At 61.7% G+C, this 13,182-nt stretch carries 13 protein-coding genes and 1 pseudogene; 6 read left to right on the top strand and 8 right to left on the bottom strand.

What is annotated here, in order from left to right; genetic code table 11:
* A pseudogene (locus tag L0B83_RS16420) lies at positions 1-313 on the top strand (hypothetical protein); the annotation flags it as partial.
* A 44-nt stretch (positions 314-357) separates the two neighbouring features.
* On the top strand, positions 358-1,989 hold the full coding sequence (locus L0B83_RS16415) for a purple acid phosphatase family protein (protein WP_234759623.1): 1,632 nt from the start codon (positions 358-360) through the stop codon (positions 1,987-1,989).
* A gap of 181 nt (positions 1,990-2,170) precedes the next feature.
* On the opposite strand, the gene L0B83_RS16410 is transcribed toward L0B83_RS16415, so the two are convergent.
* The 5 genes from L0B83_RS16410 to L0B83_RS20025 all read right to left on the bottom strand — a co-directional run bounded on the left by L0B83_RS16410 (position 2,171) and on the right by L0B83_RS20025 (position 6,715).
* Complete coding sequence (locus L0B83_RS16410; protein ID WP_234759622.1) at positions 2,171-2,677, bottom strand: DUF805 domain-containing protein; 507 nt, start codon at positions 2,675-2,677, stop codon at positions 2,171-2,173.
* A 331-nt stretch (positions 2,678-3,008) separates the two neighbouring features.
* Positions 3,009-3,407 (bottom strand): DUF4259 domain-containing protein, encoded by a 399-nt coding sequence (locus L0B83_RS16405; RefSeq protein WP_268821023.1) that lies wholly within the window; start codon positions 3,405-3,407, stop codon positions 3,009-3,011.
* A 216-nt stretch (positions 3,408-3,623) separates the two neighbouring features.
* The gene (locus L0B83_RS16400; protein WP_234759620.1) at positions 3,624-4,304 is read right to left on the bottom strand and encodes an ABC transporter ATP-binding protein; all 681 of its coding nucleotides are present in this window, start codon (positions 4,302-4,304) and stop codon (positions 3,624-3,626) included.
* Positions 4,305-4,335: 31 nt separating this feature from the next.
* On the bottom strand, positions 4,336-6,330 hold the full coding sequence (locus L0B83_RS16395; protein ID WP_234759619.1) for a bacteriocin-associated integral membrane family protein: 1,995 nt from the start codon (positions 6,328-6,330) through the stop codon (positions 4,336-4,338).
* 94 nt (positions 6,331-6,424) lie between these two features.
* A complete protein-coding gene (locus L0B83_RS20025; protein ID WP_372461208.1) occupies positions 6,425-6,715 on the bottom strand; it encodes a lactococcin 972 family bacteriocin in 291 nt (96 codons plus the stop codon).
* A gap of 312 nt (positions 6,716-7,027) precedes the next feature.
* Between L0B83_RS20025 and L0B83_RS16390 the strand changes: the two genes are divergently transcribed.
* The 4 genes from L0B83_RS16390 (at position 7,028) to L0B83_RS16375 (ending at position 10,255) form a co-directional block, all read left to right on the top strand.
* Positions 7,028-7,459 (top strand): LexA family protein, encoded by a 432-nt coding sequence (locus tag L0B83_RS16390; protein WP_234759618.1) that lies wholly within the window; start codon positions 7,028-7,030, stop codon positions 7,457-7,459.
* Positions 7,452-8,750, top strand: coding sequence for a Y-family DNA polymerase (locus L0B83_RS16385; RefSeq protein ID WP_234759617.1), 1,299 nt, complete (start codon positions 7,452-7,454; stop codon positions 8,748-8,750). The genes L0B83_RS16390 and L0B83_RS16385 overlap by 8 nt, the downstream gene beginning before the upstream one ends.
* Before the next feature lie 67 nt (positions 8,751-8,817).
* Complete coding sequence (locus L0B83_RS16380) at positions 8,818-9,231, top strand: VOC family protein (RefSeq protein WP_234759616.1); 414 nt, start codon at positions 8,818-8,820, stop codon at positions 9,229-9,231.
* Between the two features lie 199 nt (positions 9,232-9,430).
* Positions 9,431-10,255: an alpha/beta hydrolase gene (locus tag L0B83_RS16375; RefSeq protein ID WP_234759615.1), complete on the top strand. Its 825-nt coding sequence runs from the start codon at positions 9,431-9,433 to the stop codon at positions 10,253-10,255.
* A 90-nt stretch (positions 10,256-10,345) separates the two neighbouring features.
* Here the strand turns inward: L0B83_RS16375 and L0B83_RS16370 are convergent, their stop codons facing one another.
* The 3 genes from L0B83_RS16370 to L0B83_RS16360 are packed head-to-tail and all read right to left on the bottom strand — an operon-like array spanning position 10,346 to position 13,121.
* Complete coding sequence (locus L0B83_RS16370; protein WP_234759614.1) at positions 10,346-11,224, bottom strand: aldo/keto reductase; 879 nt, start codon at positions 11,222-11,224, stop codon at positions 10,346-10,348.
* Positions 11,225-11,234: 10 nt separating this feature from the next.
* Positions 11,235-11,627, bottom strand: a complete 393-nt coding sequence (locus L0B83_RS16365; protein ID WP_234759613.1) for a VOC family protein — start codon at positions 11,625-11,627, stop codon at positions 11,235-11,237.
* 9 nt (positions 11,628-11,636) lie between these two features.
* Positions 11,637-13,121, bottom strand: coding sequence for a DUF2142 domain-containing protein (locus tag L0B83_RS16360; protein WP_234759612.1), 1,485 nt, complete (start codon positions 13,119-13,121; stop codon positions 11,637-11,639).
* Positions 13,122-13,182 lie beyond the last annotated feature (61 nt).

Raw genomic sequence — 13,182 nt, 5'->3', positions numbered from 1 at the left:
CTGGGAACCACCCCACTGGCCACACCACACCCCCACCACAATCATGGCGGCGGTCCCGGACACGGACCTGCACCCGGACCACCCCGAGCCCCCGCCAGACACGGATCTGCCACCAGACCTGGACCTGCCGCCGGACATGGACCTGTTCCAAGAACGCGAACTACCGGTCGATCCCTTCCCCGGCTGGAGCTCCTTCACGGCCGCCCACCCCTGGCCCGACACCGTCGACGATGAGCACGACACGGACAGCCTCGAAAATGGCTTCGCGGGGATAATTAGCCCGCCGTTCATCTCTCATCAGGCCATCGCTTGAACCGTCTTCACGAGTTGGTCTCGGCCCAGGGTGAAGCTGGCTCCATGACTGACGACAAAGAAATCTTTAGGTCCGGACTTTCACGCCGCGGGTTTTTCACGGGCGCCGCAGCTGCGGGTGTCACAGCCGCTCTCGCAGGGGCCGCACCGGCGTCAGCGGACGACAGGTCCAGCCTGGCGTCCGGAACCGGTGACCCACTCACCACACCGGTAGTGAACGGCCTGCACCTGCAGTTCGGGGCCGATTCGTCCAGCGAGGTTGTCGTGTCATGGCACACTTTGCAGCCGGTCAAGAAAGCACGTGCGATGCTCGGCGAAACGGACGGAAGCTACCGCCGAAGCCAGGATGCGCTCGAGACAAGCTATGTCGACGCCAAATCCGGCCAAAAAGTGTACGCGTACCATGCGAAGCTGACCGGGCTCGCTCCATCACACGACTACATCTATGCTGCAACCCACGACGGCGCACAGGCGGAGTTTGGCTCCTTCCGGACAGGTCCACGCGGCCGCGGAAAGATCACCTTCACCAGCTTCGGCGACCAAGGCACCCCCACACTTGGAAAGAAGGCCACCGGAGCCGGCGGCGCACAGCAATGGGTCAACGACAACCTTGGTTCCCCTGCGGCAGGCGACATGCCGGCCGGCGTCGAGCGTGTCCAACCCCTGTTTCACCTTTTCAACGGAGACCTCTGCTACGCCAACATCTCCGAGAACCGGGTCCGGACCTGGACGGACTTCTGGGACAACAACTCGCGCAGCGCACGCCACCGGCCCTGGATGCCCGCGGCCGGGAACCACGAGAATGAACTCGGCAACGGGCCCATCGGATACGGCGCCTATCAGACGTACTTCTCCGTTCCGCCGCAGCCCGGTCAAACCGATGTCACCCGAGGGCTCTGGTACTCCTTCACAGCAGGTTCGGTCCGGATCATCAGCCTGGCCAACGACGACGTTTGCTACCAGGACGGCGGAAACAGCTACGTTCGGGGCTACTCGCAGGGTGCACAGAAGGCCTGGTTGGAGAAGGAGCTCAGCGCTGCCCGGTCGGACAAAAACATCGACTGGCTGGTTATCTGCATGCACCAGGTTGTCGTGAGCACCGCCGGATCCTTCAACGGCGCCGACCTCGGCATCCGCCAGGAATGGGTACCGCTCTTCGACAAGTACGGAGTCGACCTCGTCGTGTGCGGGCACGAACACCACTATGAGCGCTCGCACCCTATCCGCGGCCAGCAAAAGAACGCAACCCTTACTCCTATCCCTGCGGACACGCGCAAGGACGTGATCGATACCACTAAGGGAACTGTCCACATGGTTCTCGGGGGCGGCGGAACCTCGGTGCCGTCGAACCAGTTGTTCACGAACCCTCCCGCGTGCCGGGTCATCACTGCAGTGGGCGCCCCGGACCCCACCACGCATAAGCGGCCGCCGGTCTACGTCCAGGAAGATGCCCCCTGGTCAGCGCAGCGCGACGCCGCGAACTCATACGGTTTCGCATCCTTCAGCGTCGACCCCGGCACTGAACCCGGCGGAACAACGAGTATCGAAGTGACCTACTACAACGTGACCGGCCCGCAGGGCCAGCTCGCAGCCTTCGAAACCTTCACGCTCCAGCGGCCGCGTTCGGATTCGCGCGAGAAGTCGGGAACCGAGGATAAGAACAAGGGCCAGGGCTGAGCTCCTCGGCTCCGCCAGAATAGACTTTTCGCCGGCAAAAGGCCGTGCAGTCCTCCGGGACTGCACGGCCTTCGCCATATCCGGAGACGGTAATCCAAGCTGTTCGCAGCACCCAAAGCGGAAAGCCCCGCCGTCGACAAAACAGCGGGGCTTTCCGGGTCTTAGCTGGTGCTACGGGTGGTTATTGGCCGACAGGCTGATCGAACCGCTGTCCTGCTGGGTTCGGGCCCAGGAGCATAAACACCAGGAGGATGATTCCGCCGACGAACGGAATCAGGCCGAGCAGGATCATCCAGCCGCTTTTGTTGCTGTCGTGCAGGCGGCGCACCGTCAGAGCCAAGCCGGGGACGATGGTCCCGAGGCCCCAGATCACGGCGAGAACTGTGCCGATCACGGCACCCGGCCCGGGCGTGGTGCCATCTGCGGTGGTGGTGCTTCCAGCGCCGACGATGATGTTCAGGATGATGGCGACGACGACGGATACGAGCGTCCACCACCAGTATTCGCTGCGGCTGGCCCGCCCGGTGAAGGTGGCGTATTTCTTGAAGAATCGCTTGACTGCTGCCGGGAAAGGCGCGCCGTAATAGGGCGCCCACAGTGGCGGTTCGCCCTGCCACGACTGCTGCTGGGTCGGGTAGGGTTGCTGGGACGGGTATGGCTGCTGAGACGGGTATTGCGGCGAGCTCATGGTTCCCCCATGCGTTCAGAGTAATGAGACGCGCTCATCGTACGGCCTTGCACAGCTTGAAAGCGTCAGGTTTGGGCAAATTCCCGGGAAATTTTTCAACCGATAGCGGGCATCCGAAAGGGACGGCAGCGTAGCGCCGCGACTCAGCTTCGATGAACACCACCCAGTGGGGGCCGGACGCCAAGCATGCAGGGCGTCGCGCGCCTCGCCGGAGTGTCTTCGCAATCTCGGATGTCTCCCTGCAGGGGTAGCTATCCTCTCGAATAACTGCGCCGGCCGGCGCCCACTATCGGGCGAACATGAGCACCGTTAGCGCCTCGCCCGCAGCGCTCTACGGGAGGGCGGCCCGCAGCCGATCCGCAAGGTCGTCAAGGGATTCACGCCATTCGGGCTCGTCGGCGTCGTCCCACAGCTCGGCCAGCTCGGATTCTTCACTGGCTACCCGTTTCTCGGCCCGGAGGGCGAGTTCCACGTCATCCGGGCCAAGCTCGGACCCATAGGTGGCCAACCAGGAGGTGACATTCTCCGGCACCTCCCCGGGCGGGTTTCCCTGGGACGTGGAGATGATCTCCGCGGCGGCCACGGCAGTGCTGCCGTCCGGCGCCTCCAAGTAGTCGGCTTCGGCTACCTGCAACGCTGCGCGGACCACCTCCGCACCGCCGTCTTCGAGTTCGTCCAGCCACTCCATCGCGTCGTCATTCTCGAAAGGCAAAAACCCCCATGCGCCCATCTGTTCGCCCTTTCATCGGTCCCTGTCGCTAGAGCCTAACCCGGCGAGGAAGATCAGCGCTGTGGTGAAATGAAGTTCGGCATCGTGTTGGGAGACAAAAGTGGGGCGGCGGGTCTCCAGCCACCCGTCAGGTTGCTTTTTCGCCTCGTCGCTGAGTGTCCTCGCGTCCCACAACTCACCGTCTCCTACGCAAAATGCCAAATCCATTTGATGGTCTCAGACGATGGGATTGGCCACGGTTTGCGGGCGTGTCGCAGCGGCATGTCCTACGCTAACACGCTGGTCGCAGGCCGCGATAAGGGCCTCGTCATGAGTGGCGATGACCACAGTGGCACCTCGGGCGGCCTCTTCCAGGAGGAATCCGGTGACGAGGTTTCGGTTCTCCAGGTCAAGTGAGGCTGTAGGTTCGTCCGCCAATATGACATCGGCTGACCGGAACATCGCCCGGGCCAAGCCGACTCGTTGCTTTTCGCCTCCACTCAGGGTCGAGACTTTATGATCGGACCTACCGCCCAAGCCGACGCGTTCTAGGACTTTTTCGACTCCGGCCCTCTGGCTGGATAGGCGTCCGAACACAGGGAGCTTTGAGAGTGCGACGTTGACGGCGATCGATTCTTCGTCGATGAGCCCGTAGTCCTGAAATACGAAGGCCGCGTGTTGTTGCCAGAACCGGCGTCGGTGGCGGTCATTCCAGTGGGTGGCGTCGTTGCCACCTACCAGAACCCGGCCGCTATTCACGCGCCGAAGGAGGCCCAGAGTGTTGAGCAGGGTGGTCTTTCCTGATCCGCTGGGTCCGGTGAGCGCGAGGGTGGTTCCCGGAACGGCCGAGACACTCTGCCGAGCCAGAACGTCGTGGCCGTCAATGGTGATGGTGATGTTCTCTGCTGAGATTTCCAACCAGGTTCCCCTTTCGGGAGGTCATGAACCGTCAAGCCTTGCGGGCTAGGGTCGTCTTGAAGATGCGCTTGGCAAAGATGATGTGCAGGGTCGAGGAAATCGCCAGGTACAGCGGTATTCCGGCGAAAGCCCAGAGTACTTCTGGTCGTGTTGCCCCTCCGAGCGCCAGGAACATTCCAACGGTTAGCGCGCAGGCGAGGGTGGCTTCCCAGGCAGTTCTCCGTGCGAGGGACTTTCCCCATGCCCAACCTGCTGTGCGTTGCACGAACAGGCGTTTGGAGTGGGAGATGGCGTAGACAAGTGCGGAAACTGCGGTGCTCATCGTCAGGGCCAGAAGAGCGAGGGCGAATGACAGAGCCTTCAGGCCGGCGGATTGGTTCTGAAGCTGGCTGTTGTAGAGTGCCGCATCTGCGATCCTGTCGACGGAGAGGACGGCTGTTGTGAGCGAAGACGATTGGAGATATTCGCCGACCCAGTTTGAGTCGTTGAAGACGATGTTTCCGGACGAGAGGAAGGCTGCTGCTGTGGCATCGCTGAATATCTCTTCCGGACGCTCCGCAACGATGATCAGGGGGTTGTGGAACTCGGCCATCTCGCCCACTACCGGAGGCAGTGCCGGGAAATCCTGCCGGCCGGTGTAACGGTAATACTCGAGGTCTTGCAGGCTTCGCCCCGCCCGGTTCAACAGCGGGAACTGCTGGCCCCAGAATTCCTTGACTCCCTGCGGAAGTGCATCAAACTCGACCCGTTTCCCCACGCCTTCCAAGAGCGTTCCGGCGCGGGTTGCGCTTGGGGCGATCAGTGGCGCAATCGCCCGGAGGTAGTCCGGGTTGACTAGTACGATGCCGTCGAAATCGCTGGTATCCGGTCGGGTTTCTTGGCCGGGCCGGTCATTGGTCCGGGACGGGAACGCGTAGGACAGAGTGAGCTTGCCGGCTCGGGATGCGGCGGCGGCCATGTCGTGCAGGGCCGGCCGACGGCCGACAAATTCCGCGTCGGACTGTACGGAAATGCGTAGCGCCACATGGTTCTTCAGCACCTGCCACTTGGCGCTCTGGTTCGAACGATCCGTGGCTTGTCCTATTGATGCGCCCAGCACGGGAAGCATCACTGCGATCAATATGAGGGTTGCGGCCTTCAAGGCTTCGCTCGCGCCGCGGAAGCCGCTCTCCGGCGGCCGGCGTGAGGCGATCCCATCCAGGGTCGGCCACGTGATAAAGCCGACGACGATGGCACACAAGATCATCCCCGCGGCTGCGGCGGCGAGGAAAGTACCGGTGGTGAGGAGGAATTCGGGCAGCCGGGAAGCCTTGCCCTCGACCGTGACGACGGCTACGGCGGCTACCAGGCCAGCGGCGGCTGGTACCCCAAAGGACACGAGGAGTGAAAGCAGATCGTTGAGGGCGATCCTCGGCGTGGCGGCCCCGTTCAGGACTTTCAGCGCTCGAGCCCGCGCGCGCAGGACGTACCAGGAGATCACCGTCGTGAGGCAGAGGACAACGCACGTCAAGAAGGTCAGCCATGCACCGGATTCCACCAGAGCCTGACCGATTATTGTTGCCGGGTTCTTGGCGACCACATTCCGGCCAATCCCATGGGAATCAATCCAGCCGATGAACTGTCCGACGGCAGCAGGGCTCCCCGAGTAGACGTAGGGACCATTGAGCGAAGCGGTCCCCAGTTCGCCGGATGGAAGCAGCTGGCCAGTCATTCCGGGCTTGAACCAGTCAATTTTGCGGGTCTCCGCCGAGGCATTCTGCCCGAATGCGTAGAGAGAGCGGGAATTGAAGAAGTCATTCGGGTCGGCGACAACCTTGGCGAGCCGCAGGCCCGAGGCGTCTGCGATCGAATCCAGATCCGCGATGGTTTGGTCTTTTGTCAGCTGGCTGTGGGTGAAGTCAAGGCTCACCCTGAAATCTGCTCCCAACGGGAAGGCATCGTCGGCTGTGGAGATAACAATCCCGGCGAGTATGGATAGGAAAATGGCGATGCCGAACGATGTCAGCCTCACAAGAGTTTTGAGCATTTAGACGTGGTCCCCCGTAGGATTGACCCGTACCGTGGCGGGCCTTCAATGCTCGCCACGGCAAGGGCTCGATCAGGCCAGTGCGGCTGTCCGGCTAGCAGACCCCGTAGTACCACCGGTTGTTGGTCCAGATGGTCCCGGTGTGCCAGGCATTCGACCACTGATTAGGCGCAACGTTGATACTGCTGTTGTAACCCCAGTCGTTCTGAACGGATGACCTGTGGCACCTGCCAACGAGGTAGTCAGAGTAGATCCCGGTGTTATACCCGTAATTCCACGTACCACCCTCAGCCGGGTACTGGGTCCAAGCATTAGCAGCCACGGCGCCCGTCGTTGCAAGAACTCCGGTCAAGGCAAGGCTTGCCATCACCCTCTTCGCTTTCATGGTTTCCCCTATTTTTCTGCATGCGAAGGGGGCGCAATCCTGCCGCGCAAGTATCCACCCCCCCCCAAATGGATACCGTGACCATCGAGCCACGGTCCTGAGAGCCTCCACTACTGAGAGCTTGCTGTCAATTGTTTCACCGCGTGTTACAAGCGGGGCGGCTAGCTGAGTCCCAAAAGCCATGCCCACACCGCATAGCCGCACGTGGTCGCTGATGCAGCCGACTGAGACATGCTCACCGCCCTGACCGGTGAAATGTCTGCCGAAGAGACTACACTGATATTCGAACATATTTTCGAAAAAAGGTGTGTCATGAGTCTTGCTTTGGACCCCCGCATGGTAGACGCGGGGGCGCCTCCGGGGCACGTTCCGGTAGCCCCGGTAGCCGTCCCGGCGGGCTATCCGTCCCCGTCGCAGGACTACTTTTCCTCTGAACTCGACCTGAACGAACACTTGATCCAGGACAAGACCAGCACCTTCATTGTCCGGGTGGCCGGGGACTCCATGGAACCGGGCGGCATCAGCGACGGCGACGAACTCATAGTGAACAAGGCCCTTACGCCCAAGGACGGCTCCGTCGTCGTGGCCATTCTCGACGGCGAACTGACGATCAAACGTCTACGGATCACCACGGCCGGGGTGATCCTTCAAGCGGACAACCCCAAATACCCGCCGATCCGCGTCCCCGAACTGTCGGACCTTCGGATCTGGGGCGTTGCGGTCAGGTGCCTTCACTATGTCTAAGCCGGCAGTGATGCGCCGCATGCAGGAAATCGCGCACATCGATGTCAACTGCTTCTATGCCTCGGCCGAGCGGATCTTCGATCCTTCCCTTGAAGGCAAACCGCTCGTTGTGTTGTCCAACAACGACGGCTGTGCCGTGACCAGGTCCAGCGAGGCCAAGAAGCTCGGGATCGTGCTGGGAGAACCGTGGTTCAAACTCGCGCCCCGGGCGAAGGAATGGGGGCTCGTGGCCAGATCCAGCAACTACGAACTCTACGGATCGATCAGCGCCCGCGTCATGGAGCTCCTGGCCCGGTACTCCGCCTGGCAAGAGGTCTACAGCATCGATGAGTGCTTCCTGGGCGTCAAAGGCTCCGGAGAGGATCTGCTGGCCTTGGGCCGGACCATGAAAGACGCCTGCCGGACCCACGTCGGCGTGCCCGTTTGCGTGGGCATCGCCCCCACGAAAACCCTGGCCAAGCTCAGCAACAAGTGGGCCAAACACAACCCTGTCTTCGGCGGGGTGTGCCGGTGGGAATCCGTGCCGGCGGCCCAGCGCGAAGCCCTCATGTCACGACTGTCCGTGAGCGAGATCTGGGGCGTCGCCACCAGACTCACGAAACGCCTCGCGGGGATGGGGATCTACTCGATCCTTGACCTGTCCAAGGCAAATCCCGTGGCGATCCGGGACAAGTTCTCGGTGGTGATGATGCGTACCGTCCTCGAGCTGCAGGGAACCCCCTGCATACCCATGGAAGAAGAACGGATAGGACGCGACCAGCTGATCTTCTCCCGGTCCTTCTCCAAACCGATCACGACGACGGCCGACATGCGCCAGGTCATGAGCGTATACGCACAACAGGCCAGCGCCCGCCTGGCCAAACACGACCTCCAAGCCAAAGTCCTCACCGCCTTCGCCGGCACGTCCTACTACAGCCCGGGCGACACGTCCTACCCGTCCGTCTGCGTCGCGTTGCCGATGCCCACAGCCGACCCCGTGATCCTCACCAAAGCAGCCCACGCCCTGATCCCCAAAATCAACGACGGCGTGAAATACGTCCGCGCAGGCATCATGGTCACCGACCTGCGCCCCAGCGGAAACCAGAAGCCTCTGGAACTGTTCGAGAACGTCCACGAGGAACGCGGCATCGGCCCGCTGCTGGAACAAGTGGCAGGAAAATACGGCCGGGGATCCATAGCCATGGGCCACGCCGGCATCAAGGGAGGCCCGGACTGGACCATGAAACGCGACATGCTCTCCCCCAGGTACACCACGCACTGGGACGAACTCCCCCTCGTCAAAGCCGCCTAAACCACAGTCATGCGATCAGATCGCCAAGTGCTGGCTGGAAGACGCTGGTAGTTGCTAGTCTCGGCCAATGACGGGATTTCCTCAGTTACTTCACACGGTTCTCGACACGACTGACGTGCGAGGACTGGCCGAGTTCTACCGCCAGCTTCTCGGACTCCAGTACCGGCCAGGCGATGAGCCCGCGGCCGAGGGCTTCCCTGATGATCTCAACTGGCTTGTCTTAACTGATGCGCAGGGCAACCGCAAGCTCGCCTTTCAGCAGGTTCAACAATTGAAGCGGACCACATGGCCTTCGCCCGATGTGCCAATGCAGATGCACCTCGATCTCACTGTTCCAGACCGGGAAACCCTCACACATCAACACTCGAGGGCACTGGCATTAGGGGCCGAGCTCCTCTTTGATCGTACGGACGATCCAAACGAGCCGCTGTTCGTCTACGCCGATCCGGCCGGTCATCCGTTCTGCATCTTCGTGGGCTAGGGCGAGCAGGAACTCCCCGAGCGCACCGTTCGGGGATCCATTAGCGACGGCGGGGTAGAAGGGCGCAACCTTCCCTGAGCTCGGGGAACGATCCACCGCGGACAAGAGGATCTGGTGTCGCCGCCGGTTGAAGTTTGTCCCTTTGTACCGGCCGAAATTTGACTACCCCGGCCGGGGTGCCCTTGTTACCATGTAGCGCATGGCTACAGCGTCTAAGGTCGTCGTACTGATCCACGGGCTGTGGATGACTCCCTACAGCTGGCAACCGTGGGTCGAGCGCTACGAAGCGCGTGGTTTCACGGTGCACACGCCAGGTTATCCGGGGATCGGCCAAGGCAAGGAGGGTGTTGAGGCGATCCGCCGCGACCCGAGCCCGCTGGCCGGTCTTGGCGTGGCCGACGTCGTGAACTCCCTGGCCGAGCAGATCGAGGCCCTTGATGAGGCGCCGATCATTATGGGGCACTCCTTCGGCGGCGCCTTCGTGCAGTTGCTTCTCGACCGCGGCTACGGCGCGGCGGGTGTTTCAATCGACGGCGCGGGAGTCAAGGGGGTTAAGGCGCTCCCGCTCGCACAGATCAAGTCCACCTTCCCGGTGCTGAAGAACCCGGCCAACCGTGACAAGGCCGTGCCGATCACCGAGGAAGAGTTCCACTACGCCTTCACCAACAACCTCACCGCCGAGCAGTCCAAGCCGATCTATGACGAGTACGCCATCCCTGTCTCGGGTCGGATGCTGTTTGAGGCCGGGTTCGCCAACTTCACGCCACACTCCTCGATGACACTCGACTTCGGCAACGACGACCGGGCACCGCTGCTGTTCATCGCCGGCGGCAACGACCACGCCGTCCCGGCCGCCGTCCAGGCTGAGAACTACAAGAAGTGGGCCAAGAAATCCGAGGCGATCACCGCGCACCGGCTCTTCGAAGGACGCGATCACTACACCTGCGGCGAGGAAGGCTGGGAGACCGTCGCCGACTTCGCGCTCGACTGGGCCCTGAACCCAGTCGCCGGGGAGCTGACCTGACCGGTCACCAAGCTGCTTCGCCCTTTTGCCCTGCGCCGGGTCCGGCGGGTGAAACATTCGGGCTAAAAAGCTTGCAGTTCCAGCGCGAAGCTATGTCGATGCCGGCCAGTCGGAGCCGACTGCCCGCCACGCCCGGTCGATGTCCTCCAAGATTTGATCGGGTAGGGGTCCTTGGGTGGCGGCGGTGATGTTGTGGCGCAGGTGGGATAGTTTGGCCGTACCGACAATGGCGGTGTGGACGCCCGGCGCGTATGCCGTGAAGCGCAAGGCAAACTCTGCCCAATCCAATTCGCCGGGGTCGAAGTCGAGGATCTGAAGCCGCTCCCAGTAGAGCTCTGCGTAATTCCCTGCCGGACGCTCGACAAACCTCCACGGCGCGTTCGCGATCGGCCGCTTGGCGATCACTCCCAGTTCGGGCCGCCGCCCGAGGACGTTTCTGAGGTTCCACTGGTCCGCGATGTTGACGCTGGTTTCGATGGAACCGAACCTGCCGGAATCGGCGGCGAAGGCCAGATGCTCGTTGTCCCCGCTGTAGCCGGCGACGCCGATCTTGCCGGCGGTGACGGCCTGGTCCAAAGTCTCCTGGAGGTCGCCTCGGCGCAGGATCCCGATCGGGCACGAGTGCAGATAGAAGATATCGATCCGCTCGGACCGGGTTAACCGGAGGGACCGCTCGATACTGGCCAACACGCTGTCCGGCGACCAATCCCGTTGACCGTTGATCTTGGGACCACCCTTGGTTGAGAGCACAAACTCGTCCCTGCGTGCACCCAGGTGCCGGCCGATCCGTTCTTCGCTCAACCCGTAGCTCGCGGCGGTATCGATCAACGTCACGCCGAGATCCAATGCGCCGTTGAGCACCTCGGCGGCCTCGGCTTCGGTGACATCGCTCTCCCCGATCTGACCTGCGCCAAGCCCCACAATGGAGACATCCAATCCGGTGTGGCCAAATTGCCTTCGCTCAAGCATGCTGCTCCCCCTACCGTCGGACTCCCGGTTCGTACGACCCAAAGCTCCACTCGCGCCCGCCGGGGTCCAGAACGCGAGCCCGCCGTGTACCCCACTCAGTATCTTCGGGCGGAAAAACCGACACGCCTCCACCACTTATTGCGGCGGTGTAGAGCAGATCAACATCGTCACTCACGACATAAAGGCCCGCCCCGGTCGAGCTCCCAACAAGCGGAGCGACAACATAGTCGTTGTCATCACTTGCGACCATGACGACAACCTCGTCCATCCGCAGTTCAGAGTGCATGACCCTGCCCCCGGGACCGTCCTGCCGGACAACCACTGTGAAACCGATCGCTTCGAGCCAGGCAATCACGGCGGAAGCGTCAGGGTAGCTCAAGTAGGGCGCCAGCTTGGATGCCATACCGGCATTCTACGTCGATGAAGGAGTACTCGCCGTAGCCTCTGCCAGCCTCTCTTCCGCCTTCGGCAGGGCCGTCATTGACCGGTGCAGGAGCGTCGCTCCGGCTATCAATACCACTAGGTACGCCACCGCGAGTGCAATCCATCCGAGCGGCGGCTGCCATTGAGGGGCGGCAATCATATCGCTCCAATTGGATTGGTCCTGGATACCAATCACGTATCGGCGCAATCCATAAATGAAACTGTAAATATGGCCGAACACCATGACTGTCAGAACGACCAGGCTTGCCCGGCGGCCGACGCCACTGAGGTCGACGTTGAAAGACCGCAACGCAACTCCGCACGCAGTTATCAGAATAACTACTAGCGCCAGAATGTAACGCCCCTGCCAGATAATCCCGACGTCTTTCGCGAGCGGAATCTGTAGAAGTGGTGGCAGGACTATGATCGCCGCGACCAGAAATCCGATAGTCCAACGAGCTGCTCGACTTGGTACGCACAGCGCAGCCACGATCACGCCAATGATGAGGGCGGCCCACACCGCTAGTACGCCGCTCGGTCCTAAGGTGTCCAGCCACCCGAGGTAAGAAACGTATCCGGCTGCGAAATCGAAAGTTCTGTCGAGCATTATGGACACTATCTGGATCGGGGGCGTGTTAATCCCGGTACCCATGAGGTTCTGCAGGCTGTCCGCGCTTTTTTGCCAGAGCACGGCCAGGCCGCAGCCAACGGCGACCAGAGCGGCCATGACCCAGAAAAACTTTTCACGGAGGATCGAAATTAGCGGGCGGAGCCCGAACATGGTCAGCGAGGCCGCGACTGCCAGCGCAAGCCAAAGCAGTGATGCTGCTCGGGTATTGGCCAGAACTGCGGCGGAGACCGCAGCTGAAGCGAGAGCCGGGCGCCATCTGCCACCTGTAGCAGTTCTTTCCCAAGCGAGGCACAGGCCACTGAAAACAGCCATTGAGGTTGCGACTTCGAGGGCATTCGGATTCACTCCACCCGACAGAAACAACACCATCGGAGTCACCGCGAATGATCCGACGAAGAGCGGCAACTTCCATCGCTGGAGGCTGGCCAAACATGTCAACGCAACAGCCAGAAATGCCGCGCTGATCAGGCTACTCAGAATACGCATCGCATAGATGGCTTTGGCGCCGGTCCAGAACAGGCTTGGGAGTCCAGTCACGGCGTAGTACATCGGGTTATAGTTGCCCGCACTGGTATTTGCCTTGATTGTCGCGGTGCCTGGTGCCAACGCGGGGCTGCAAGCAGCGGATACGTTTGGTTTCCAAGTGAAGCAAGCAGACAAACCGTCTGTGCTGGCTATGAACGTGGGCACGAGCACTTGGGCGCGTTCACCCTGAGCTGTGCCCGGTTCCCCCTGCATTTGTCCTCGGACCACAGCGGCTGCCTTGATAGTATGGGCCTCTTCATCCGGCACCGACATCAGCGGGCTTGCGAGTGCCCAGAGCGATGAGAGCAATCCGAGCACAGCGAAAATTGTGAGAAACCGAAGGAGCCATGGAGCGGTGCTGGGAAATTTCAAGTCTGAG

The sequence above is a fragment of the Arthrobacter alkaliphilus genome (assembly GCF_021483235.1).
Taxonomy (GTDB): Bacteria; Actinomycetota; Actinomycetes; order Actinomycetales; family Micrococcaceae; genus Arthrobacter; species Arthrobacter alkaliphilus.
Note: the sequence above shows the minus strand (reverse complement) of the source record. Positions and strands in the feature narration are given on the sequence as shown.

Coding starts and splice junctions, on each gene's coding strand:
- L0B83_RS16385 (WP_234759617.1), top strand. CDS start 7,452: ATGTCTAAGCCGGCAGTGATGCGCCGCATGCAGGAAATCGCGCACATC.
- L0B83_RS16410 (WP_234759622.1), bottom strand. CDS start 2,677: ATGAGCTCGCCGCAATACCCGTCTCAGCAGCCATACCCGTCCCAGCAA.
- L0B83_RS16375 (WP_234759615.1), top strand. CDS start 9,431: ATGGCTACAGCGTCTAAGGTCGTCGTACTGATCCACGGGCTGTGGATG.
- L0B83_RS16390 (WP_234759618.1), top strand. CDS start 7,028: ATGAGTCTTGCTTTGGACCCCCGCATGGTAGACGCGGGGGCGCCTCCG.
- L0B83_RS16365 (WP_234759613.1), bottom strand. CDS start 11,627: ATGGCATCCAAGCTGGCGCCCTACTTGAGCTACCCTGACGCTTCCGCC.
- L0B83_RS20025 (WP_372461208.1), bottom strand. CDS start 6,715: ATGAAAGCGAAGAGGGTGATGGCAAGCCTTGCCTTGACCGGAGTTCTT.
- L0B83_RS16380 (WP_234759616.1), top strand. CDS start 8,818: ATGACGGGATTTCCTCAGTTACTTCACACGGTTCTCGACACGACTGAC.
- L0B83_RS16405 (WP_268821023.1), bottom strand. CDS start 3,407: ATGGGCGCATGGGGGTTTTTGCCTTTCGAGAATGACGACGCGATGGAG.
- L0B83_RS16395 (WP_234759619.1), bottom strand. CDS start 6,330: ATGCTCAAAACTCTTGTGAGGCTGACATCGTTCGGCATCGCCATTTTC.
- L0B83_RS16370 (WP_234759614.1), bottom strand. CDS start 11,224: ATGCTTGAGCGAAGGCAATTTGGCCACACCGGATTGGATGTCTCCATT.
- L0B83_RS16415 (WP_234759623.1), top strand. CDS start 358: ATGACTGACGACAAAGAAATCTTTAGGTCCGGACTTTCACGCCGCGGG.